The sequence below is a fragment of the Natronosalvus rutilus genome (assembly GCF_024204665.1).
GTDB classification, from domain to species: Archaea; Halobacteriota; Halobacteria; order Halobacteriales; family Natrialbaceae; genus Natronosalvus; species Natronosalvus rutilus.
Window position 1 is genome coordinate 1,702,320 of record NZ_CP100355.1, and the last position, 18,448, is coordinate 1,720,767.

The following is an 18,448-nucleotide window of genomic DNA, read 5'->3' on the forward strand; positions in this document are numbered from 1 at the left end:
CGAACAGTATTGCATAATTCGGGAAATACTTTAGTTGACTCCACCCGAAGTGGTCCGTATGAGCGATCCCTTCGTCGTGATCGGTGGAGACGCGGCCGGAATGAGTGCCGCTAGCAAGGCGAAACGCGAGGACCCCGAGCGGGACGTGATCGTCTTCGAGAAGGGCGAGTGGGTCTCGTACGCCGCCTGCGGGATGCCCTACTACGTCAAAGGCGACGTCGAGGATCTCGAGGACCTCGTCGCGATGACCGCCGAGACGTTCCGCGAGGAACGAGACGTCGACCTCCGGACGGGGCACGAGGTGGTCGAGATCGATCCGGAGCGCGAGGTCGTCGCGGTCGAGGCCGACGGCGATCGATTCGAGCAGCCTTACGGCCATCTCCTGGTCGCGACCGGTGCGCGGGCGATCGAACCACCCTTCGACGGGCTCGACCGCGAGGGTGTGTTCACGATCCACGACATGGACGAGGCGGACGCAATCGAGCGCTACGTGCGCGAGCACGACCTCGAGACGGCCGCTATCGTCGGCGGGGGGTACGTCGGGATCGAGATGGCCGAGGCGCTCTCGGCCCACGGCATCAGTGTCGACCTCTACGAGATGCTCCCGCACGTCCTCCAGCCCTTCGGCGAAGCGGTCGCGGACGTCGTCGAGGACCACCTCCGCGAGCAGGGCGTTACCCTCCACCTCGAGACCGCCGTCTCGGGCTTTTCGGGGGACGACCGCGTCGAACGCGTTCACCTCGAGGACGGCGACGAACCGGCCGACGTCGCCATCGTCGGCGTCGGGGTGACCCCGAACGTCGAACTCGCGGCCGACGCCGGCGTCGAGGTCGGCGAGACGGGTGCCATCGCAACCGACGAGTACGGCCGAACGAACCTCGAGAGCGTCTTCGCGGCGGGCGACTGCGCCGAAGCGCGCCACGTCGTGACGGACGAGCCAGATCACGTGCCGCTGGCGCTGACGGCCAACCGCGCAGGCCGAGCGATCGGCGAGACCGTCATCGGGTCACCGACACCCGTCGGCGGAATCGCAGGGACCGCCATCGTGAAGGCCTTCGACCTCGGGGCGGCCAGGACGGGACTCCTGGACGAGGAGCGAGCCCGCGAGGTCGGCTTCGATCCCGTCTCGGTCACCATCACGGCGGCGACGCGCGCCCACTACTACCCCGGTGGTGCGGACCTCACGGTCACGCTGGTCGCCGACCGCGAAGACGGAACGTTGCTCGGCGGCAGCGTCGTCGGTCGGGAGGGCGCCAAACGCATTGATACCGTGGCGACGGCGCTCGAGGCGGGGATGACCGTCACCGACCTCCAGAACGCCGACCTGGCGTACGCCCCGCCGTTCAGCCCCGTCTGGGATCCGATCCTCACCGCGGCGAAAGTCCTCAGTGGGAAACTCGAGTGATGTCCTCACTCACAACCGAGACGTACGTCCGCGACCACCGTGACGAACTGGTCGACCTCACGCTCGAGTTGCTCGCGATCGACACGTCGAATCCGCCGGGGGACACGCGCGAGACCGTCGATGCGCTCGAGTCGTCGCTATCGTCGCTCCCGGTCGATCTCGAGCGGATCGTCGTCGACCCGGCGAAACCCAACCTCCTGGTACGGGTTCCGGGTGCGGATTCGACGCGAACGCTCCTGTTCAACGGGCACCTCGACACGGTACCCTACGACGCCGACGAGTGGACGCACGACCCTCTCGGGGAGCGCGTCGATGATCACATCTACGGCCGCGGGGCGACCGACATGAAGGGGGCCGTCGCCGCGATGGCGTTTTCGCTCCGGGCGCTGCTCGAGACCAACACCGAGCCCCCGGTCGACCTCGTCTTCGCCTTCGTCAGCGACGAGGAGGTTGGCGGCGACGCCGGGCTTCCCGCCCTGCTCGAGGACGGCTTGCTCGAGGCCGACGCCTGCGTCATCGGCGAACCGACGTGCGAGGAGGGACGCCACTCGGTGACGGTCGCCGACCGCGGCAGCATCTGGCTGACGCTCGAGGCGACCGGCCGGGCGGCCCACGGATCGCGCCCGCCCCTCGGCGAGAACGCGATCGACCGACTCTACGGGGCGATTTCAACCCTGCGGGAGCGCTTCGGCACGTCCGAACTGGATATCGACGCGACGATGGAACCGATTATCGAGGAGTCGGTCGCGTACTACGGGCCAACGATGGGCTCCGAGACGGCCCGCGATCTCTTCGCGCACCCGTCGATCAACCTCGGGACGATCGAGGGCGGCGAGGCGATAAACAGCGTTCCCCAGTCGGCCCGGGCGGATCTCGACGTACGGTTGACTGCCGGCGTCCACACGCCCGACGTGCTCGCTGCCATCCGCGAGTGCGTCGCAGAGTGTGACGGCATCGCGATCACGAATGCCTCCTGGAGTGTCGGTACGGCCGAACCGCTCGAGAGCCCGCTCGTCGAGGCGGTGGCGTCGACGGCCGAAGCCGTCACCGGCGATCGCGTGTATCGACGAAGCGCGACCGGTGGTGGCGACGCCAAGCGGCTCCGAAATGGCGGCATTCCGACGGTTGAATTCGCGCTCGGAACCGACACCGTCCACGCCGTCGACGAGTACACGACGCTCAAGGCACTCGTCGGCAACGCGCTGGTCTACGCGCGTCTGCCGGCGACGTGGGCCGAGGCCGACGGTGGCTGACCGTCAGCGGAAGCCGTGCATGAAAGGGTTATCTTGCTGCCGTGCATAGGTGTGGGTATGGTACACAATGTTGGGTCTTCCGATAGCACCGTGCGGGTAATTGCGGGAGCTCTGGTGGCGGTCCTCGGCGCCGCGATCCTCCTCGGGTTCCTCGAGGCAGGAGCGCTCGTCGGCGTCGTGGCGCTGGTGATCGGCGTCGTCCTCGTTGGCACGGGTCTCACGCGAACCTGCCTCGTGTACCGGGTACTCGGAATCGACACGTCCAAACGGATGTAACTCGGTCGGACGTAGCTTCATCTCTGTCTCCGCTTCCTTCCGAAAACGGATTAGTCCGGCAACGCTCGACTGAGTACGATCACCCGTTTCGATGATTTCCACTATATTGGAATTGGTGTGCAATACTAATGCGCCATAGTCCCTACGTTCACTCGAGACGATGACAGACACAGACATCGAGCCGACCGAAACCGTCAACGCCCGTGGGGCCGCGTGCCCCGGCCCGCTCATGGACCTCATCGGAAAGATCCGAAGCGTCGAGCCCGGCGCAGTGGTGTGCCTGCTGAGCGACAACGATCAGTCGCTCACGGACGTGCCCGAGTGGGCCGAGCAAGCCGGAAACGAGGTGCTAGCAGTCGAATCGCACGACGATTATCAGGCGTTCTACGTGGAGAAGGCATGACCGAACGTGTCGTCATCGTCGGCGGCGGAACCGGTGGTACCGTGCTCGCGAACAACCTGGCTGGCCGCCTCGACAGAGAGATCGACGCCGGCGACGTCGAGATCACGTTGATCAACGATGGCCCGGACCACGTCTACAAGCCGGTGTGGCTCTACGTGCCGTTCGGCCAGCGGGAACTCGAAAACGGCCGTCGGCCGCTCGAGGAACTGCTCGACAGCCGGGTGACCCTGCGAATCGACCGAATCACCGACATCGACGCCGACGCCCAGCGATTGCGCTCGCGAAACCCCGGCAGGCCGATCGAGTACGATTACCTCGTGCTCGCCACCGGGTCGACGCTCGCCCCCGAGGAGATCCCCGGCCTGGCTGAGGCCGGACACGACTACTACAGCGAATCGGGGGCGACCGCGCTCAGGGACGAACTCCTCTCGTTCACCGAGGGTCACCTGGTGCTCAGCGTCGTTGGCACCCCACACATGTGCCCGGCGGCACCCCTCGAGTTCGTCTTCATGGCTGACGACTGGTTCCGCGAGCGAGGTCTCCGCGAGGACGTCGACATCACCTACACCTACCCCATCCAGCGCGTCCACGGCAATCCCCACATCGCCGAGTGGGCGCGCCCCCTCATGGACGAGCGGGACATCCGCGTGGAGACGTTCTTCAACGCCGAGGAAATCGACGCCGACGAGAACGTCGTCCGGTCGATGGAGGGGACGGACCTCGAGTACGACCTTCTCGTCGGGATTCCGCCCCACCGCGGGATCGACCTGATCGAGGAGGCGGGCCTCGGCGACCGCGGCTGGGTCGACGTGAACAAGCACACGCTCGAAGCGGAAGCTGCCGAGAACGTCTACGCGCTCGGCGACACGGCCAACACTGGCGTCCCGAACGCCGGGAGCGTCGCCCACTACCAGGCCGGTGTCGTCAGCCAGCGACTCGCGAGCGAGATTCGTGGCCAGCCGCCGACGGCGGTCTACGACGGCAAGACGCTCTGTTTCATCGAAACGGGCATGGACGCGGCGTCGTTCGTCGAGTTCGATTACGAGAACCCGCCGTCGCCGGCCCGACCCTCGCAAAAGCTCCACTGGTCGAAGCTGGCGTACAACGAATCGTACTGGCTCACCGCACGGGGTCTCCTCTAAACATGTCCGAACAGACATCGAGCGGACGGGACGACCTCGAGGCCGCTATCGCGGAGAACCCCGAGGCCGTCGCGGCGTTCGTCCGCCGACTCGACGCCGTCAATGAACTGCTCGACGTGGTCTCGCTCGGCGACGGTGCACTCACCGACGAGATGGTCGTCGAACTCGCGAACACGGGATCGACCCTCGCCGAATCCGCGGACGGCCTCGCGACCGAGGAGACGATCGGTCTGGCCGAAACGGTCGGGCAAAATGGGGCCGACCTCCAGGACGCCCTGGAGACCGTCCTCGAGTTACAGCGAAGCGGCACGTTGGACGAACTGAGCGACCTCGCCGGGGTCGTCACGCTCGCGACAGCCGCCCTCGACGACGAGATGGTCACTTCCCTCGCGGGCACGGGAGCCGCACTCGGGGAAGTAGCCGACACGGCCGCCGACGACGACACCCGAACCGGCATCGAGACGATGCTCGAGAGCGTCGGGGCCGCCGAACGCGAGGCCCTCGAGCCCGTTGGCCCCGTTGGACTGCTTCGCGCGACACGCGACCCGGACGTGCAGTACGGGCTCGCATACGTGCTCGCGGTTGCGAGGTCGATCGGTCGTGCCCAGTCGCAACCTGGTGGAGCCTGATAGACGAGACCGTCGCGCACCGGCTCCGGGACAGCTCGACGCGGAATTGTGCAATCTATACACAAATCTTTTAACGACTCGGCCGCTACGTATTCACGATACTGATGCCAGACTCGATGGCCGAACAACTCCAGCAAGACATGGTCTGTGAGGGGCTCCTCGAGTGCTTTCACGGCCTCAAACAACTCGACAGGGCGTGCTTCGAGGCGCTGGTGGAAGCCGAGGAACCGCTGACGGTGGACGAAATCGCGGCGACGGTCGACCGCGAGCGATCGACGGCCTACCGGGCCGTCCAGCGCCTGCTCCAGACGGGTTTCATCCAGAAGGAACAGGTCAACTACGACCAGGGCGGCTACTATCACGTCTACTCGCCGACCGACCCGTCGAAGATCGCCGGCGACATGCAGCGCCTGCTCAACGACTGGTACGCGAAGATGGGCCAGCTCATCCAGGAGTTCGAGGACAAGTACGAGCAGGCCGAGGCGACGGCCCCGGTCGAAGGATAGTCGATTACTCGGTAGTCGACGCCCTCGAGCGAATCTCCCACTTTTATCGGTTCGAGACGTCACTCTCGAGCGAGTCGGGACCGATACCAAACCGCAACCATCGCGATGCTCGGTCCACCGAGAAACTCGATAGCCTCAGGACTTCCCGTCGATTTCGTCACACCGGCAGTCGTGTCGGTGCTCGCTCAATCGGGGGTGTTCGGTTCGCCTGACGGTGTGGCTGACTGGTCGATCGAACTCGGTTGCCCGCCGTCTCCGCTGATCGTGGCCACGTCGACCGATCCGTCGGCGGAGACGGTGACTCGATAGCCGGCGAACGTAAACGTGAGCTCGTCGGCCGCCCGGTCGTCGGCCGCCGCCTCGCTCGAGAACAGCCTGTCGAGGCTATCCGGATCGATTGCGTGATACAGCGGTTCCAGATCGATCGGATCGATCCCTTCCTTCCTGGCGACCGCGTTCACGACACGATGGCTGACAGACGGTGAATTCTGGTGGTGGTCAATTGTCATTCTAACAGATACGCGCTCCTGGTTTTACCGATACTTGCAAGACTGTTCCCCACACTGTCTCCTGTACGTCTCGCAGCGGGTGCTGTAGACCGTTCGATAGTGTACATGATACCACTCCCTTCGCCGATTTAGCCTTGGTGAAGCGAGCGGATAGGTCTGTTGTGGTAGCACGCACGGCGTTTATAACGGGTCCCGTCTCCTCGTCAGGAGAAGAGTCGTGAATAATCGTTCACTTTTCGCGCACGAGCGTGTTGGCGAGGAGGTTTCGCTGGCCGCGCCGGAGCCGAGCGGACAGCGCGTTTCGCGAGATGTCGAGTTCGGTCGCGAGGTCCGTCAGCGTCCGATCGCGGGGGACGTCGAAGTATCCGGCGTGATAGGCTGCCTCGAGCGCTTCCTGTTGCTCGGCTGTGACGCCGTACTCCGCCTGCTCTTCTGGGTTTTCGGGGCGGTACACGCGCTGGGGTTCGAACGAAAAGCCGTGTTCGACGCAATACTCGTGAAAGTCAGAGAGGGATTGTTCGCCGGGAAAGAGGATTTTCACTTCCCAGCGGTGTTCTTCGTTGCTCACCGCCTCGAGCACGGTCGCTCTCGCGTCCGAGACGGCCGTGATGAGGTTTGGTACGTCCATCTCCCAGGTCACCCGGTAAAATCGTTCCTCCGTGTCGTCCTCGTCCGATCGCTCGTTTTGCTCCTCGAGCATGAGGACTTCCCGGACCATGTCGTCGTCCCGGAGTTGTTTCTCGAAGGCGTCGAACCCCTCGCCGGAGGCCCAGAGGTAGGGCGTGACGGTGGATTTCCCGCCCACGACGCGCTTGATCTCGATGTGCATGTCCGGCGACGCCGTCAACGTATCCGCGAGGACGAACTCGTCGGCCGGGATCGTGAGTTCCGTGAGTACGCTCATTCGTACCGTCTCGTTCGACGAGCACGACCGTAAATCGCCTACTGCCGAATCCGTACGCACAGGCCGTTCGGTTGTTGCGGTCGTTCGGCCCGCTACGGGGTCGCGAACCGACACTAGGCCGCGCAGTTGTTCGGCCCCATCTCGAGTTCGGTCGCCTCCTGCTCGTCCTCGAGCGTCGCCTGCCCGGTGTTGATCTCGATGACGCGCTCGTAGTTCGCCGGCTTCTCGGGCGTGTTGTCGACGAGGCGGCTCACGAACGCCTCCTTCTCGAGGCCCAGGAGGTCGAGTTCGTCTCGGAGCGTACTGAGTCGGGCCTCGACTGCGTCGCCTGGCGAGGCGACCTCGTACCTTCCGTCCGCCGAGACCGAGACGTGGCCGGGCAGGACGCGCGTGTCCTCGGGAAGCTCGAGGAGCGTCTCGTGGAGGGAATCGTAGAGCATTTCGGCGCCGTCGGCGGCGTCCTCGTCGCCGAACTGGAGTTCCGTCCGGCCGACGGATTCGACGAACAGCGTGTCCCCCGTCAGGACGGCCTCGTCGTCTACGCGATAGTTCATCATCTCCGTCGTGTGCCCCGGCGTGTGGAGCGCTTCGATTTCCACGCCGCCGATGTCGATCGTCTCCCCGTCGGCGAGGGGTTCGTAGTCGTACTCGACGTCGCGTTCGCTCGCGCGTTCGCCGAAGTGGTAGGGGACGCCGAGTTCGTCGGCGAGCGTTCGGCCCCCCGAGACGTGGTCGGCGTGGACGTGCGTGTCCAGGACGCGCTCGATCGTGAGGCCGGCCTCCTCGGCGACGACCTTGAGTCGGTCCGTCTGGCGGGTGGGGTCGACGACGGCGGCCCGCCCCGACTCGCTCGAGCCGACGACGTACCCGAGACAGCCCTTCGCTCGTCGTTGCACCTGTACGATCACGAGCTCCTCGCTTTCGGTGTCGGTGGGGACGACCTCGTACACTTTGCTCCAGTCTTCCATCCCGCCTTTCACGACCCTGACGTCGTCGTAGCCGTGGTCCTCGAGTTCGATCCCGAACGGCGTCGACGTGAGGCCCTTTCCACAGATCGCGACGATCGAGCCGTTCTCGCTGGCCTCGTCGACGCGCGCCCGGTGTTCGTCCGTGAACCCCTCGTCGGGGTCGAAGGGAACGTTCTCGGCGCCTCGAATGTGCCACCCCTCGTAACTGTCCTCCTGTCGCGTGTCGACGAGCGTGATCGACTCGCCCGCGTCGATCATGTCGGCGAGTCGTTCGGCGGTGATCTGGTGTACCATGTGAACCTCCGTATGCTGTCAGTGCGTGGGGGACGCGGAAATGCGTCTTCCTTGCAAGATACTACTCTCGAGGTCTCCAATCCAAGCGAGGGCGCCGTCCTGGATTCAGTTCTCGATCCGTCGCTCTCGTCGCCACGCATCGCTACCGGAATTGGTTTCGTCCCTCCTCGGGGAACTGGTTTCGCTCCGGTATCAGCCGCGTCTCGCAGTAGGCGTCCGCACCTCCGTAGTCGACCCCGGGCTGAACGTAGGGGTACGGGCCGTCGGCCGGCGTGTTCTGGACGTCGCCGCCGTCGGCGGGCGTTCGGACGAGCTCGCCCGGTTCGTAGGTCACCGGCGAGTGGTCCTCGAGGTAATCGGTCACGACGTCGACCGGAATCGACCCCTCGTCGACGTCCACGTTGCGGAAGGGAAACCCGCAATTCCCGAGGTCGTGGTCGGGGTCGCCGGGGCGGGTGAACGTCGCGACCGAGTACCGCGCGTCGGGATCGACGGACTCGCCGTCGACGCGGAGGTCGACGAGCCGTCGCCCGCGTTTCGCGGTCGGATCGATTTCGACCTCGACGTTGGTCGAGAAGTTCCGGACGCGGCCGTCCTCCTGCTCGTAGACGTACGGCGTGAAGTTGTCCGTGAGGAAGTGCTCCAGGTGGTTCGTCAGTTGCTGGCCGTAGGCGTCCCCGCGGGCGACGGCGCCCGTCATCGGAAACGCCCGGTAGAGGTGCTCGAGTCGAATCTCGCCGGCGGGGATCGTCGACCCGTAGCGAAACCCGTGTGAAACCGCGAGGTCGGCGTTGAAGTGGTCCATGAGCGCGTCGTTGAACAGCGCGTTCCACCCGCTCTCGAGGAACGCTCGGCGGTGGAGGGGCACCTCCGTTCGCCCCACGACCGTATCGATCGGTCGCTCGAGCGTGCCCTCCCCGCGCTCGAAGTGAACGTCGTCGGCGAGAAACGGTTCTCGAATCTCCTCGACCGTCCGCTCGGCCTCCGAGTCGGGATCGGGCGTGTACGCGTGTCCGTCGGCGAGACAGTAGAGCACGTGCCGGAAGGCGAGTTCGCCGTCCTCGACGTGCAGGTCTACCCGGCCGAGGCCGTCGCCGACACCCGACTCGACGACCACGGTTTCGGTCTCCTCGACGACGATGGGGTCGTGGGTGTACTCGTGGGTGTGGGCGCTGAACATCACGTCGACGGCCTCGAGGTCCTTCGCGGCCTGCACCATCCAGGGAAGGCCGATTTCGGTGACGGCCAGGACGACGTCGGCGCCGTCCTCGCGGGCCGCCTCCGCGGCCTCCTCGAGCAAGACTGGGTGCTTCCCGAAGCGGTACTTCCCCTCGGCGAACGCCGGGGCCATCCGGTCGACGTAGACGTTGGTCATCCCGACGATCCCGACGTCGATGTCGCCGACGGACTCGACCGTGTACGGCGGAAAGAGCAACTCGTCGACGTCCCACTCGTAGAGGTTGTTCGCGAGCACCGGCGCCTCGAGGTCGGCCATCAGGTCGCGGAACGCGCCGTCCTCGGCGCCCTCAGCCGAGAAGTCCCAGTTCCCGGGAACGTAGACGTCCGGCCGCAGGTGGTCGTTGATCGGCTCGAGCATCGCTCGGCCGTTCGTGTACGTCGTCACGGCCGTCCCGTGGAACGTGTCGCCGCTCATCAGGGTGAGGGTCTCGTCGGCGGCGTCCCTGACTTCGTCGAGTTTCGCGGCCAGGGTCGCTACTCCGCCGACGCGCTCGAGGGCCGTTCCGTCGTCGTCGAACTCGAGGGCCGGTCCCGATTCGACGTGGTCGTAGTAGCGCTGGTACTCCGGCGCGAGTTGCCCGTGAAGGTCACTGACGTGCAAGCAGACGACGACGGGGTCGTGGTCCCCATTCTTGTCGTTCATCTGCGAGCCGTCGAACCGTCGCCACGGGCTCACGTAGTCGGTGTCGAGCGTCATCGGAATCGACCGACCCTACAACGGCCAGATTCCAGTTACATCCCCTTGCACATGCAGCACGTCTCTTTTGCGACGTTCCGGTGTATGAGTTATGCAGATGTTCACAACTATTCGACGACCACACACTCGAGCTACCAGACGGCCGCAAGACGGCGAAACCGGCACCCGAACGGGGATGACTCGAAACTGTTGGTGCCATCTCGCACTCTGGACCGATCGGGATGGGGCGTCGATTGCGCGGTCCTCGAGCGAGGTGAGCTGATGTGGCGGTCGACTGGATCGTGACCGGGTTGACCGCGCTCGTCATCCTCCTCGCGTCGATCGTCCACGGTATCGCCGGCTTCGGGTTCGCCCAGCTTTCGATGGGCCTGATGCCGCTCTTTCGTTCTCCTTCCAGCGCGTCGATCATCTTCACGGTGACGGCGATCGTGAGCAACGGCCGGGTCTGGTGGAGTGTCCGAGAGGCGTTCGACTGGCGAAAGTGGATCGTCCCGATAGTGGGTCTGACCGTGGGCATGCCCCTGGGTATCTACGTCTTCTCCCGGTTCAGCCAGTCCCAGATGCGACTGGCGATCGGCGGCGTCCTCCTGGTCGCGGTAATCGTCGTCGCGGCGACCCAGGAAAGCGAGACGGTCGACGACTGGATCGAGGGGGCGGGCTATCGTCCCGGCGTCGTCGTCGGGGCGACCGCAGGATTCCTGTCGGGCATTCTCGGGGGCGCGGTAGCGATTCCGGGACCGCCGATGATCGTCTACGGCGCGTTTATGGCCGCCGGCGGATTCTGGAGCGACGAGGAGATGAAAGCAGTGTTCACCGCCTTCTTCGGCTCGCTCATGGTCTACCGACTCGGTAGTCTCGGCTACGCCGGCGACGTGACCGTCCCGCTGCTCACCGAAGCGGCCGTCGCGCTGCCGATGGTCTTTCTCGGCGCCTGGCTCGGCGTGAAAATCTTCAATCGGATCCCCGAGCGCATCTTCGGCTGGGTCGTCCTCGCGTTGCTCACCGCGAACGCGTTCATCCTGCTCGGGACGGCCGTTCCTGAATTGTGATCGGTCTGGCGTTGAGTTTTCGCGACCTGTATCTCATCTCGTCGTTCCACCCCCTCGAGACCGGCGGTCGTTCACTGCACCCGCTCGAACCGACCGAGTGCAGTGAAGCCGATTTCGATCATCCGGTGGCACAATCATCAGAAAGAATATGACGGCGAACCGAAACGATCGGGTATGGTCAATCCGGTACTGGGAACGCTCGTAATCGCGGTCGGGCTAGCCGGGGCGTTCTGGCCCTACAAACTCGCCCGGTTCGAGGAACAGATAGACTCCGAGGAACAGATAGACTCCATCGGCAGCAAACGCTCCTGGTACAGCGTGGAGCCGGCCGACTGGAAGGTCGCGGTCAATCGCGCCGTCGGCATCGCCGTGACGCTGTTTGGCCTGTTGATTTTCTTCGACGTCTGAACTCGGGAACGGGGCGCTTAAGGAGGATACGGTTGCACACTCCCCTATGGTCATGAAAGAATCCGAGAGCGAACTCGAGGCCGGCGACCCCGCGCCGACGTTCGAACTCGAGGGCGTCGACGGCGAGACCTACACGCTCGAGTCCTTCGCCGACGCCGAGGCCCTGCTGGTCGTCTTCATCTGCAACCACTGCCCGTACGCGAAGGCCAAAATCGACCTGCTCAACGACATCGCCGCCAAGTACGACGACGTGGCGGTCGTCGGGATCAACTCGAACGATTCCGAGGAATACCCCGAGGACTCCTTCGACCGGATGCAGGAACTCGTCGATGACGGAACGATCGGCTACGACGCCTACCTCCGGGATCGGACCCAGGCCGTCGCGAAGGCCTACGGTGCCGTCTGCACGCCCGATCCGTTCCTCTTCGAACGCGACGGCGACGAGTTCAGGCTGGTCTACCAGGGCCGACTCGACGACGCACCGAATCCCGAGGACGAACCCAGTCGCTTCCCGATCAGGGAGGCGATCGAGGCCGTCCTCGCCGGCGAGTCCGTCGACCTCGAGTGGCAGCCCTCCCGGGGTTGCTCGATCAAGTGGACCGACGACTGATCGGGTCTCGAGCCGTTTTCCGTCACCATCGCCACCGACGTTGAAACTGCCGGCCGCGCTCATTATGCCGTCGCACCCATAGACGCCGTTCGTATGGTCGCCGCTGTCCGCCTGCTCCAGGCGCTTCGCCCGGAGCCACTCCCCTCCATTCAGGAGACGTACCTCTCGACGCTCGAGGCGCAACTGCTGGCGACCGTCGTCGTCGTACTCGGGGTCGTTCTCGGGTTCTGGCTCGCTCGGTTGGGCTACCCCTCCCTCCGTCGCCGCTACGGCGTCCAGGTCGCCGAAGCGACGACCGTCGCGGCGATGGGCGTACTCGTCGCCGGTTCCGTCTACGCGCTCAGCGTCGTCTGGCACGTCACCTACGTGCTGGCGTACACGCTCGAGACGGCTCAGATCAATCGATTCACGGCTGCCCAGCAACTCGTTACCGCGGCGCTGGTGGCCGTCGCGTACCTGGCGATCCGGTTCGTCAACCGCTCGATCGACAAACTCAGCGAGACCGACGCGATCACGACCCACCAGCGCGAAGTCGCCTACCACGTCACCGACGTCGCGATCGTTCTCGGGACCGCCTCGCTCGTCCTCACTATCTGGGGCGTGGACCTCACCAACATCTTCATTGGGGCCGGCGCGGTCACCGCGATCGTCGCGCTCACCGCCCGGCAAACGCTCGCCGCGATGCTCGCCGGGTTCATCCTACTCTTCTCGCGACCGTTTCGCGTCGGCGACTGGATCGAGGTCAACGATACGACCGGGATCGTCACCGACGTGACCATCTTCAACACGAAAATACAGACGTTCACCGAGAAACACGTCCTCGTGCCGAACGACGAGATCACCGACAGCCAGCTGATCAACTACTCCGAGAACGACCAGCTCCGCGTCGACGTCGAGATCGGCGTCGACTACGACACCGACCTCGAGCGGGCGCAAGCGGTCGTCGTCGACGCCGTCGAGGGCCTCGAGGAGATTCGAACGAGTCCGGATCCGCAGGTCGTCGCCAGACGGTTCGGCGATTCGGCGATCGTCCTCGAACTCCAGGTCTGGATCGGCGACCCGACGAAGCGTCGCCAGCTCGATGCCCAGACAGCGGCGATCGAGGCGGTGACGGAGCGATTCGAACGGGAAGGGATCGAGATTCCCTTCCCCCAGCGGGTCCACGCCCCGCGAGGCGACGACGGGTTCCCGATCACCGAGGGATCACGGGAGGGCCTCGAGGTCGGTCAACCGACCGATTGAGTTCTCGACCGCGCCTCGTAGGGATTATCGTCGTCAACCTGATCTCTCGAGACTCACTCCTCAGCGACGTGTTCCGATTCTCCGTGGGGAACCTATGAACTCCTCCGCCAATCCCTATCACTTGCCAACGGCTCGCCGGTACTGCACCGGCCACTCGGGCCCCTCGAGCCCCAGGTCGTCGGCCCACCGGAGCGGGAAGTACGGATCGCGCAGGAACTCCCGAGCGACGAGCACCAGGTCGGCGCGCTCGTTTCGCACGAGGGCGTCGGCCTGCTCGGCTCGCGTGATGCCGCCGACCGCGCCCACGGCGACCTCGTCGTCGACGACTTCGTCAATGCCCTCCGCGAGGGGCACCTGGTAGTTCGGTCCCGACGGTCCCTGCTGGTCGGGGTGAACGCCACCGGAGCTGACGTCGATCAGGTCGACGCCGAGATCCACCAGGTCTCGGGTGAGGCGCTTCGACTGCTCGAGGTCCCAGGACTCCCGGTCGGGGAGCCAGTCGGTGCCAGAGATGCGGACGAATACGGGAAGGTCGTCGGGCCACACCTCCCGGACCGCCGCGGTCGCCTCCCGGACGATCCGGGTCCGGTTCTCGAAGCTGCCGCCGTAGTCGTCCTCGCGGCGATTCGTCACCGGCGAGAGGAACTGGTGGAGCAGGTAGCCGTGGGCAGCGTGAACCTCCGCGACCTCGAAGCCGGCCTCGAGCGACCGTCTCGCGCTCTCGCGGAAGGCGTCGATCACGCCCTCGATGTCCTCCGTGGTGGCTCGGCGCATTTCTTCGGGCTCGTTTTCGAACGGGTACGCTTCGGGCGAGGGCGACAGGACCTCCCAGCCGCCGTCTGTGAGCGAGACGGGGACGTTCCCTTCCCAGGGCTGGTTCTTGCTGGCCTTGTGGCCGGCGTGGGCGAGCTGGATCGCCGGGACCGAGCCCTGCGATTTCAGGAACTCGGTGACTGGCTCGAGCGCTTCGGCGTGGGCGTCGCTCCAGATGCCCAGGTCGTGCGTCGAGATGCGTCCGCGTTCCTCGACGGCCGTCGCCTCGGCCATCACCAGCCCCGCCCCGCCGACGGCCCGACTGCCGAGGTGGACGCGGTGCCACTCTCGCGCCAGGCCGTCGTTCGGCGAGGAGTACTGGCACATCGGCGAGACGGCGATGCGGTTGGGGATCTTGAGGTCGCGAAGCCGCAGTGGCGAGAACAGGTTCGTCATCGAGCGAAGAGACGAGTTCGACGCGGAAAACCGACCCGACGGGCGACGTCCTTGCCGCAATCGAGGATTCGCGTTCGAATCGACTCGAGTTTGTCGTCGGTTCGCTCGAGGGGAGCGTCGTTCGAAACGAAATGCACCATATCACTATATTTTCTGTACTATTGGTACGCGTGGAACGCGAGACGCGAACTGTTCCTCCCAACAGTAATACGGTTCGCCCGAGCACGACGCGTATGGACTGGAATCACCGCGACGCCTTCGAAACCGAACGCCCAATCTGCGGAATGATCCACCTCCCGGCGCTCCCTGGATCGCCGGGCTACGAAGGAAACCGGGAGGCGATTCGCACTCGCGCGCTCGAGGACGCGGCCGCGCTCGAGGCCGGCGGCGTCGACGGCATCGTCGTCGAGAACTTCGGCGACTCGCCGTTTTACCCCGACGAGGTGCCGACTCACACCGTCGCCGAAATGGCCGCACTCGTGACGACGATCACGAGCGCGGTCGACGTTCCGGTCGGCGTCAACGTCCTGCGAAACGACGCCGAGGCTGCCCTCTCAATCGCGGCGGCAGCGGAGGCCTCGTTCGTCCGGGTCAACGTCCACGTCGGCGCCGCGACGACGGACCAGGGCATCGTCGAGGGGCGAGCGCACGAGACGCTCCGGCTTCGCGACCGTCTCGAGACCGATGTGGCGATCCTGGCGGACGTCCACGTCAAACACGCGACGCCCCTCGGGGAGGCTGGGCTGGCACAGACCGCCCTCGAGACCGCGGTCCGTGGACGGGCCGACGGGCTAATCGTCTCCGGAGCGGGCACCGGACAGGCGGCGGCGCTCGAGGACCTCGAGCGGGTGGCCGAGGCGCTGTCAACGGTCGACCGCGAGGTGCCGGTACCGGTGTTCGTCGGCAGCGGCGTCACCTCCGAATCGATCGGCGACGCCTTTGCGGTCGGTGCGGACGGGGCGATCGTCGGGACAGCGCTGAAAGAAGGCGGGGAGACGACGAACCGCGTCTCCCGAGAGCGAGTGGAGGCGCTGATGGAGGCGGCTCGAACGGCGGAACAGTAACGCTCGCTCTTTAGCGATCCACGTCCCCTCGAGCGTCGACCGGTTCGGAACCGCCGGCCCTACCGGTTCGCGAGCCCTTGCCCGAATCGAGCGCCAGCAACGTCGAGACCCGTGCGTTCTCCTTGATTCGAATACCTCCCGCCGGGACCGAGAGCGGGAGCAACGGGAGATGCGAGAACACGTGGACGGTCGGGTGAGAGCCTCCTCGAGCCAGCAACTCGTGACGGGGCTGGAGGACCAGCGGTCCGTCGTCCTCGGCGCCCGTCAGGAACTCGTTGTACTGGATGACGTACTGGCCGCCCTCGAGGGTCCACCACTCGTACTCGTCGCCTTGATTGCGGGGCTCGGTCGAGACTGGCTCGAGGTCGGCGTCCTCGAGTTCGTCGCCGCCGAAATCCAGGCGACCGGGTCCGGCGACCTCGTAGACGGCGGCCACCGTGAGGTCGACGCCGTGGTCGTGGACCTGTTCGGGTTCGTACACCAGGTTGTCGACGAACGGTAAGACGTCGTGCTCAACGGACATACTGGTCGAGGCAACGGTCCCGGAGGTGAAAAAGCGTGGTGTCTCGAGCGTCCGCTGGACTCGAACCGCGGAAACCGACCTCGTCGCTCAGCGATCAGTAGACGTACTCGTCCTCGCGCAACTGGACGTACTTTCCGTTTCGGTACTTGAGTTTCCGTCGCCGGTAGGCCATCAGGATTTTCGCACCGCCGACGCCAGCCGTGAACTTCTTGTCCAGAATGGAGCCGTTGTTCCCGCTCGAGCCCTGCATCCCGCTGATGACGTCGAACGCCCAGTCCCAGTCGTCCGGCTCGTAGTCCTTGACGATGTCCGCGAACGCGACGTTCCGGAGGAGCTCGTCGCCGATTGCTCGCTTCCAGACCTCGTTGTAGTGCTCGAGGCCGTCCGTCGCCGCCAGCCGTCCGGCGATCTTGCCCGTGCGAACGGCGACGTGGTAGCCGCCCTCGTGGAACGCCGAGGTCGTCCCCATCGCGCCGCCCGCAACGGCGATGTTCGCGCCCACGGGAGACTCGATCGGTCGCGTCGACGAGATGGGGTAGGTCTCTGTTCCCTTCGACTTCCCGCGATCCTCGACGATCGGGATGTCTTCCTCGATGTCGTACTCGTCGCCGTACTCGAGTTCGAGCAGGCGACGGATGTACTCCGCACCGTTCGGAATGCTGTCGTCGCTCGGTTTCAGGAGCTTGTACGATTCCGGGTGGGCGACATCTTCGAGGTTCATCCCGATGGGCATCGTCAGGCCGACGCGGGCGACGGTGCCGTCGTTGGGGAAGATCCACGGGTAGGCGGTCTCGCCGGGCATGTAGCCCCACCAGAACTTGAGGGTGTCCTCGAACTCGGCGAACAGTTCCTCGGGGAACTCGCGGTACTGCTGGTAGGCGATGTGGTTCGCCTTCGGGGGCGAGAGGTGGTCGGAGACGCTCTTGCTAACCAGAAACTGATCGAGCGCGTTCAGCGTGATCCGGCGCTGTGGCCCGTCGGCGAGGACGACGTGGCTCGCCTCGAGTTCGTCGCCGTTCGAGAGCGTCAGGGTGTGGGCCGGCTCGCCCGAGAGGTCGCTCTCGAGGTTCTTGACGCCCGTCCCGACGCGCATGTCGGCCCCCGCGTCCGCAGCGCGCTCGTGGAGCCAGTCGTCCATCCGCGCGCGGTGGAAGGTGTAGCCGAACTTGGGGTATCGGGCCTCCATGCCCGTCGTCTCGAGGCGAATCTTCGTCGTGGGACCGACGAACTCCGTGCCCTCGAGTTCCCGGAGGATCACCTCGTCGGGAATCTCCTCGTAGTCGAAGTCCATGATGTCGATCCAGTAGTCGAGCATCCCCGCGGCGTCGGTCGAATCCGGGCCGAGGCCCTCTCGATCCTCTCGAGGGACGCCCTGTTCGAACAGGACCGTCTCGGCGCCGTGGGCGGCGGCCCGTTCGGCCGCCGACGCACCCGCGGGCCCACCGCCGACGATCGCAACGTCAACGCGTTCCATACAGCGTGGGGACTCAGCGACCCCTATTAAAGTGCCTGAAAGTCGATGCGACGAGACAGTCGGACTCGAGTCGGCGCCGACCGACGAACGCCCGATTCTCACGGCACAAGACAGACGTAGCCTCGAGCCCAATTTCTGGTATGACCGACCCGACGGCAGGCGACGCAGGCGAGACGGCCGACGCTGGCGAGACAGCAGAGGCGAGCGACCAGGCAACCGAACGCTCGAAGCGCCCCGTCACCCTCGAGAGCGAGGCCGACCTTGAGGCGTTCGTCGCGGACCACGACCGCGCGCTCCTCGAGTTCTACACCGAGGGCTGTGGTATCTGCGCCTCGATGGAACCGGTGTTGAGCGGGGTCGCCCGGTCGACCGACGTCGCCATCGGCACGATCAATCCGCGGGACGACCCGCCGCTGATCGAGCGATTCGACGTCCAGAGCGTGCCATTGTTGGTGGCGTTCGTCGACGGCGAACCCGTCGCCCGCCGCGCGGACGGCTTCGTTCCTGCCGAGGAACTCACCGAGTGGCTCGAGTCGGAGACCGACGAGTAGCGTTTCGTTGGCTGTACCAAAGACGGTGGGTGGTCGTGCGCCGATTCTGACCGACCGATCGATTCAGCTCTGTCGCAGACTATCGGCCGATAG

20 protein-coding genes are annotated in these 18,448 nt (G+C 65.4%); 13 read left to right on the plus strand and 7 right to left on the minus strand.

Annotation, left to right across the window (positions count from 1 at the left end; genetic code table 11):
* Positions 1–58: 58 nt before the first annotated feature.
* From NGM29_RS08195 to NGM29_RS08225, 7 genes are all read left to right on the plus strand, one after another.
* Complete coding sequence (locus NGM29_RS08195; RefSeq protein ID WP_254160049.1) at positions 59–1,405, plus strand: FAD-dependent oxidoreductase; 1,347 nt, start codon at positions 59–61, stop codon at positions 1,403–1,405.
* On the plus strand, positions 1,405–2,658 hold the full coding sequence (locus NGM29_RS08200; protein ID WP_254160051.1) for a M20 family metallopeptidase: 1,254 nt from the start codon (positions 1,405–1,407) through the stop codon (positions 2,656–2,658). The genes NGM29_RS08195 and NGM29_RS08200 overlap by 1 nt, the downstream gene beginning before the upstream one ends.
* A gap of 57 nt (positions 2,659–2,715) precedes the next feature.
* Complete coding sequence (locus NGM29_RS08205) at positions 2,716–2,934, plus strand: YgaP family membrane protein (RefSeq protein ID WP_254160053.1); 219 nt, start codon at positions 2,716–2,718, stop codon at positions 2,932–2,934.
* Positions 2,935–3,094: 160 nt separating this feature from the next.
* Positions 3,095–3,337: a sulfurtransferase TusA family protein gene (locus tag NGM29_RS08210; protein ID WP_254160055.1), complete on the plus strand. Its 243-nt coding sequence runs from the start codon at positions 3,095–3,097 to the stop codon at positions 3,335–3,337.
* Complete coding sequence (locus tag NGM29_RS08215; RefSeq protein WP_254160057.1) at positions 3,334–4,479, plus strand: NAD(P)/FAD-dependent oxidoreductase; 1,146 nt, start codon at positions 3,334–3,336, stop codon at positions 4,477–4,479. The genes NGM29_RS08210 and NGM29_RS08215 overlap by 4 nt, the downstream gene beginning before the upstream one ends.
* Before the next feature lie 2 nt (positions 4,480–4,481).
* On the plus strand, positions 4,482–5,108 hold the full coding sequence (locus NGM29_RS08220; protein WP_254160059.1) for a helical membrane plugin domain-containing protein: 627 nt from the start codon (positions 4,482–4,484) through the stop codon (positions 5,106–5,108).
* A gap of 104 nt (positions 5,109–5,212) precedes the next feature.
* Positions 5,213–5,614, plus strand: a complete 402-nt coding sequence (locus tag NGM29_RS08225) for a helix-turn-helix domain-containing protein (protein WP_254160060.1) — start codon at positions 5,213–5,215, stop codon at positions 5,612–5,614.
* A 185-nt stretch (positions 5,615–5,799) separates the two neighbouring features.
* Here the strand turns inward: NGM29_RS08225 and ddfA are convergent, their stop codons facing one another.
* From ddfA to NGM29_RS08245, 4 genes are all read right to left on the minus strand, one after another.
* Positions 5,800–6,123: a DdfA family disk-determining factor gene (ddfA, locus tag NGM29_RS08230; RefSeq protein WP_254160061.1), complete on the minus strand. Its 324-nt coding sequence runs from the start codon at positions 6,121–6,123 to the stop codon at positions 5,800–5,802.
* A gap of 229 nt (positions 6,124–6,352) precedes the next feature.
* The gene (locus NGM29_RS08235) at positions 6,353–7,027 is read right to left on the minus strand and encodes a helix-turn-helix domain-containing protein (RefSeq protein ID WP_254160062.1); all 675 of its coding nucleotides are present in this window, start codon (positions 7,025–7,027) and stop codon (positions 6,353–6,355) included.
* Positions 7,028–7,140: 113 nt separating this feature from the next.
* Complete coding sequence (locus NGM29_RS08240; protein WP_254160063.1) at positions 7,141–8,289, minus strand: MBL fold metallo-hydrolase; 1,149 nt, start codon at positions 8,287–8,289, stop codon at positions 7,141–7,143.
* Between the two features lie 142 nt (positions 8,290–8,431).
* Positions 8,432–10,225 carry a bifunctional metallophosphatase/5'-nucleotidase gene (locus NGM29_RS08245; protein ID WP_254160064.1) on the minus strand — a complete coding sequence of 598 codons (1,794 nt, stop codon included), beginning with the start codon at positions 10,223–10,225 and terminating at the stop codon, positions 8,432–8,434.
* A gap of 263 nt (positions 10,226–10,488) precedes the next feature.
* Between NGM29_RS08245 and NGM29_RS08250 the strand changes: the two genes are divergently transcribed.
* The 4 genes from NGM29_RS08250 to NGM29_RS08265 all read left to right on the plus strand — a co-directional run bounded on the left by NGM29_RS08250 (position 10,489) and on the right by NGM29_RS08265 (position 13,534).
* On the plus strand, positions 10,489–11,274 hold the full coding sequence (locus tag NGM29_RS08250) for a sulfite exporter TauE/SafE family protein (protein WP_254160065.1): 786 nt from the start codon (positions 10,489–10,491) through the stop codon (positions 11,272–11,274).
* 174 nt (positions 11,275–11,448) lie between these two features.
* Positions 11,449–11,682 (plus strand): DUF6199 family natural product biosynthesis protein, encoded by a 234-nt coding sequence (locus NGM29_RS08255; RefSeq protein ID WP_254160067.1) that lies wholly within the window; start codon positions 11,449–11,451, stop codon positions 11,680–11,682.
* A gap of 46 nt (positions 11,683–11,728) precedes the next feature.
* Positions 11,729–12,292 (plus strand): thioredoxin family protein, encoded by a 564-nt coding sequence (locus tag NGM29_RS08260; RefSeq protein ID WP_254160069.1) that lies wholly within the window; start codon positions 11,729–11,731, stop codon positions 12,290–12,292.
* Between the two features lie 93 nt (positions 12,293–12,385).
* A complete protein-coding gene (locus tag NGM29_RS08265; protein WP_254160071.1) occupies positions 12,386–13,534 on the plus strand; it encodes a mechanosensitive ion channel family protein in 1,149 nt (382 codons plus the stop codon).
* A 117-nt stretch (positions 13,535–13,651) separates the two neighbouring features.
* Here the strand turns inward: NGM29_RS08265 and NGM29_RS08270 are convergent, their stop codons facing one another.
* Positions 13,652–14,743 carry an NADH:flavin oxidoreductase/NADH oxidase gene (locus NGM29_RS08270; RefSeq protein WP_254160073.1) on the minus strand — a complete coding sequence of 364 codons (1,092 nt, stop codon included), beginning with the start codon at positions 14,741–14,743 and terminating at the stop codon, positions 13,652–13,654.
* Between the two features lie 233 nt (positions 14,744–14,976).
* Here NGM29_RS08270 and NGM29_RS08275 point away from each other — a divergent pair, with 233 nt between their 5' ends.
* A complete protein-coding gene (locus NGM29_RS08275; RefSeq protein ID WP_254160075.1) occupies positions 14,977–15,807 on the plus strand; it encodes a BtpA/SgcQ family protein in 831 nt (276 codons plus the stop codon).
* Between the two features lie 10 nt (positions 15,808–15,817).
* On the opposite strand, the gene NGM29_RS08280 is transcribed toward NGM29_RS08275, so the two are convergent.
* Positions 15,818–16,330, minus strand: coding sequence for a dCTP deaminase/dUTPase family protein (locus NGM29_RS08280; protein WP_254160077.1), 513 nt, complete (start codon positions 16,328–16,330; stop codon positions 15,818–15,820).
* Between the two features lie 94 nt (positions 16,331–16,424).
* Complete coding sequence (locus NGM29_RS08285) at positions 16,425–17,804, minus strand: NAD(P)/FAD-dependent oxidoreductase (protein ID WP_254160079.1); 1,380 nt, start codon at positions 17,802–17,804, stop codon at positions 16,425–16,427.
* A gap of 140 nt (positions 17,805–17,944) precedes the next feature.
* Between NGM29_RS08285 and NGM29_RS08290 the strand changes: the two genes are divergently transcribed.
* Positions 17,945–18,355, plus strand: a complete 411-nt coding sequence (locus tag NGM29_RS08290) for a thioredoxin family protein (protein WP_254160081.1) — start codon at positions 17,945–17,947, stop codon at positions 18,353–18,355.
* The last annotated feature ends 93 nt before the right edge of the window (positions 18,356–18,448 follow it).

What these genes read in the sequence shown, in the direction of transcription:
- NGM29_RS08195 (WP_254160049.1), top strand. Translation starts at nt 59, where the DNA reads ATGAGCGATCCCTTCGTCGTGATCGGTGGAGACGCGGCCGGAATGAGT.
- NGM29_RS08200 (WP_254160051.1), top strand. Translation starts at nt 1,405, where the DNA reads ATGTCCTCACTCACAACCGAGACGTACGTCCGCGACCACCGTGACGAA.
- NGM29_RS08205 (WP_254160053.1), top strand. Translation starts at nt 2,716, where the DNA reads ATGGTACACAATGTTGGGTCTTCCGATAGCACCGTGCGGGTAATTGCG.
- NGM29_RS08210 (WP_254160055.1), top strand. Translation starts at nt 3,095, where the DNA reads ATGACAGACACAGACATCGAGCCGACCGAAACCGTCAACGCCCGTGGG.
- NGM29_RS08215 (WP_254160057.1), top strand. Translation starts at nt 3,334, where the DNA reads ATGACCGAACGTGTCGTCATCGTCGGCGGCGGAACCGGTGGTACCGTG.
- NGM29_RS08220 (WP_254160059.1), top strand. Translation starts at nt 4,482, where the DNA reads ATGTCCGAACAGACATCGAGCGGACGGGACGACCTCGAGGCCGCTATC.
- NGM29_RS08225 (WP_254160060.1), top strand. Translation starts at nt 5,213, where the DNA reads ATGCCAGACTCGATGGCCGAACAACTCCAGCAAGACATGGTCTGTGAG.
- ddfA (WP_254160061.1), bottom strand. Translation starts at nt 6,123, where the DNA reads ATGACAATTGACCACCACCAGAATTCACCGTCTGTCAGCCATCGTGTC.
- NGM29_RS08235 (WP_254160062.1), bottom strand. Translation starts at nt 7,027, where the DNA reads ATGAGCGTACTCACGGAACTCACGATCCCGGCCGACGAGTTCGTCCTC.
- NGM29_RS08240 (WP_254160063.1), bottom strand. Translation starts at nt 8,289, where the DNA reads ATGGTACACCAGATCACCGCCGAACGACTCGCCGACATGATCGACGCG.
- NGM29_RS08245 (WP_254160064.1), bottom strand. Translation starts at nt 10,225, where the DNA reads ATGACGCTCGACACCGACTACGTGAGCCCGTGGCGACGGTTCGACGGC.
- NGM29_RS08255 (WP_254160067.1), top strand. Translation starts at nt 11,449, where the DNA reads ATGGTCAATCCGGTACTGGGAACGCTCGTAATCGCGGTCGGGCTAGCC.
- NGM29_RS08260 (WP_254160069.1), top strand. Translation starts at nt 11,729, where the DNA reads ATGGTCATGAAAGAATCCGAGAGCGAACTCGAGGCCGGCGACCCCGCG.
- NGM29_RS08265 (WP_254160071.1), top strand. Translation starts at nt 12,386, where the DNA reads ATGGTCGCCGCTGTCCGCCTGCTCCAGGCGCTTCGCCCGGAGCCACTC.
- NGM29_RS08270 (WP_254160073.1), bottom strand. Translation starts at nt 14,743, where the DNA reads ATGACGAACCTGTTCTCGCCACTGCGGCTTCGCGACCTCAAGATCCCC.
- NGM29_RS08275 (WP_254160075.1), top strand. Translation starts at nt 14,977, where the DNA reads ATGGACTGGAATCACCGCGACGCCTTCGAAACCGAACGCCCAATCTGC.
- NGM29_RS08280 (WP_254160077.1), bottom strand. Translation starts at nt 16,330, where the DNA reads ATGTCCGTTGAGCACGACGTCTTACCGTTCGTCGACAACCTGGTGTAC.
- NGM29_RS08285 (WP_254160079.1), bottom strand. Translation starts at nt 17,804, where the DNA reads ATGGAACGCGTTGACGTTGCGATCGTCGGCGGTGGGCCCGCGGGTGCG.
- NGM29_RS08290 (WP_254160081.1), top strand. Translation starts at nt 17,945, where the DNA reads ATGACCGACCCGACGGCAGGCGACGCAGGCGAGACGGCCGACGCTGGC.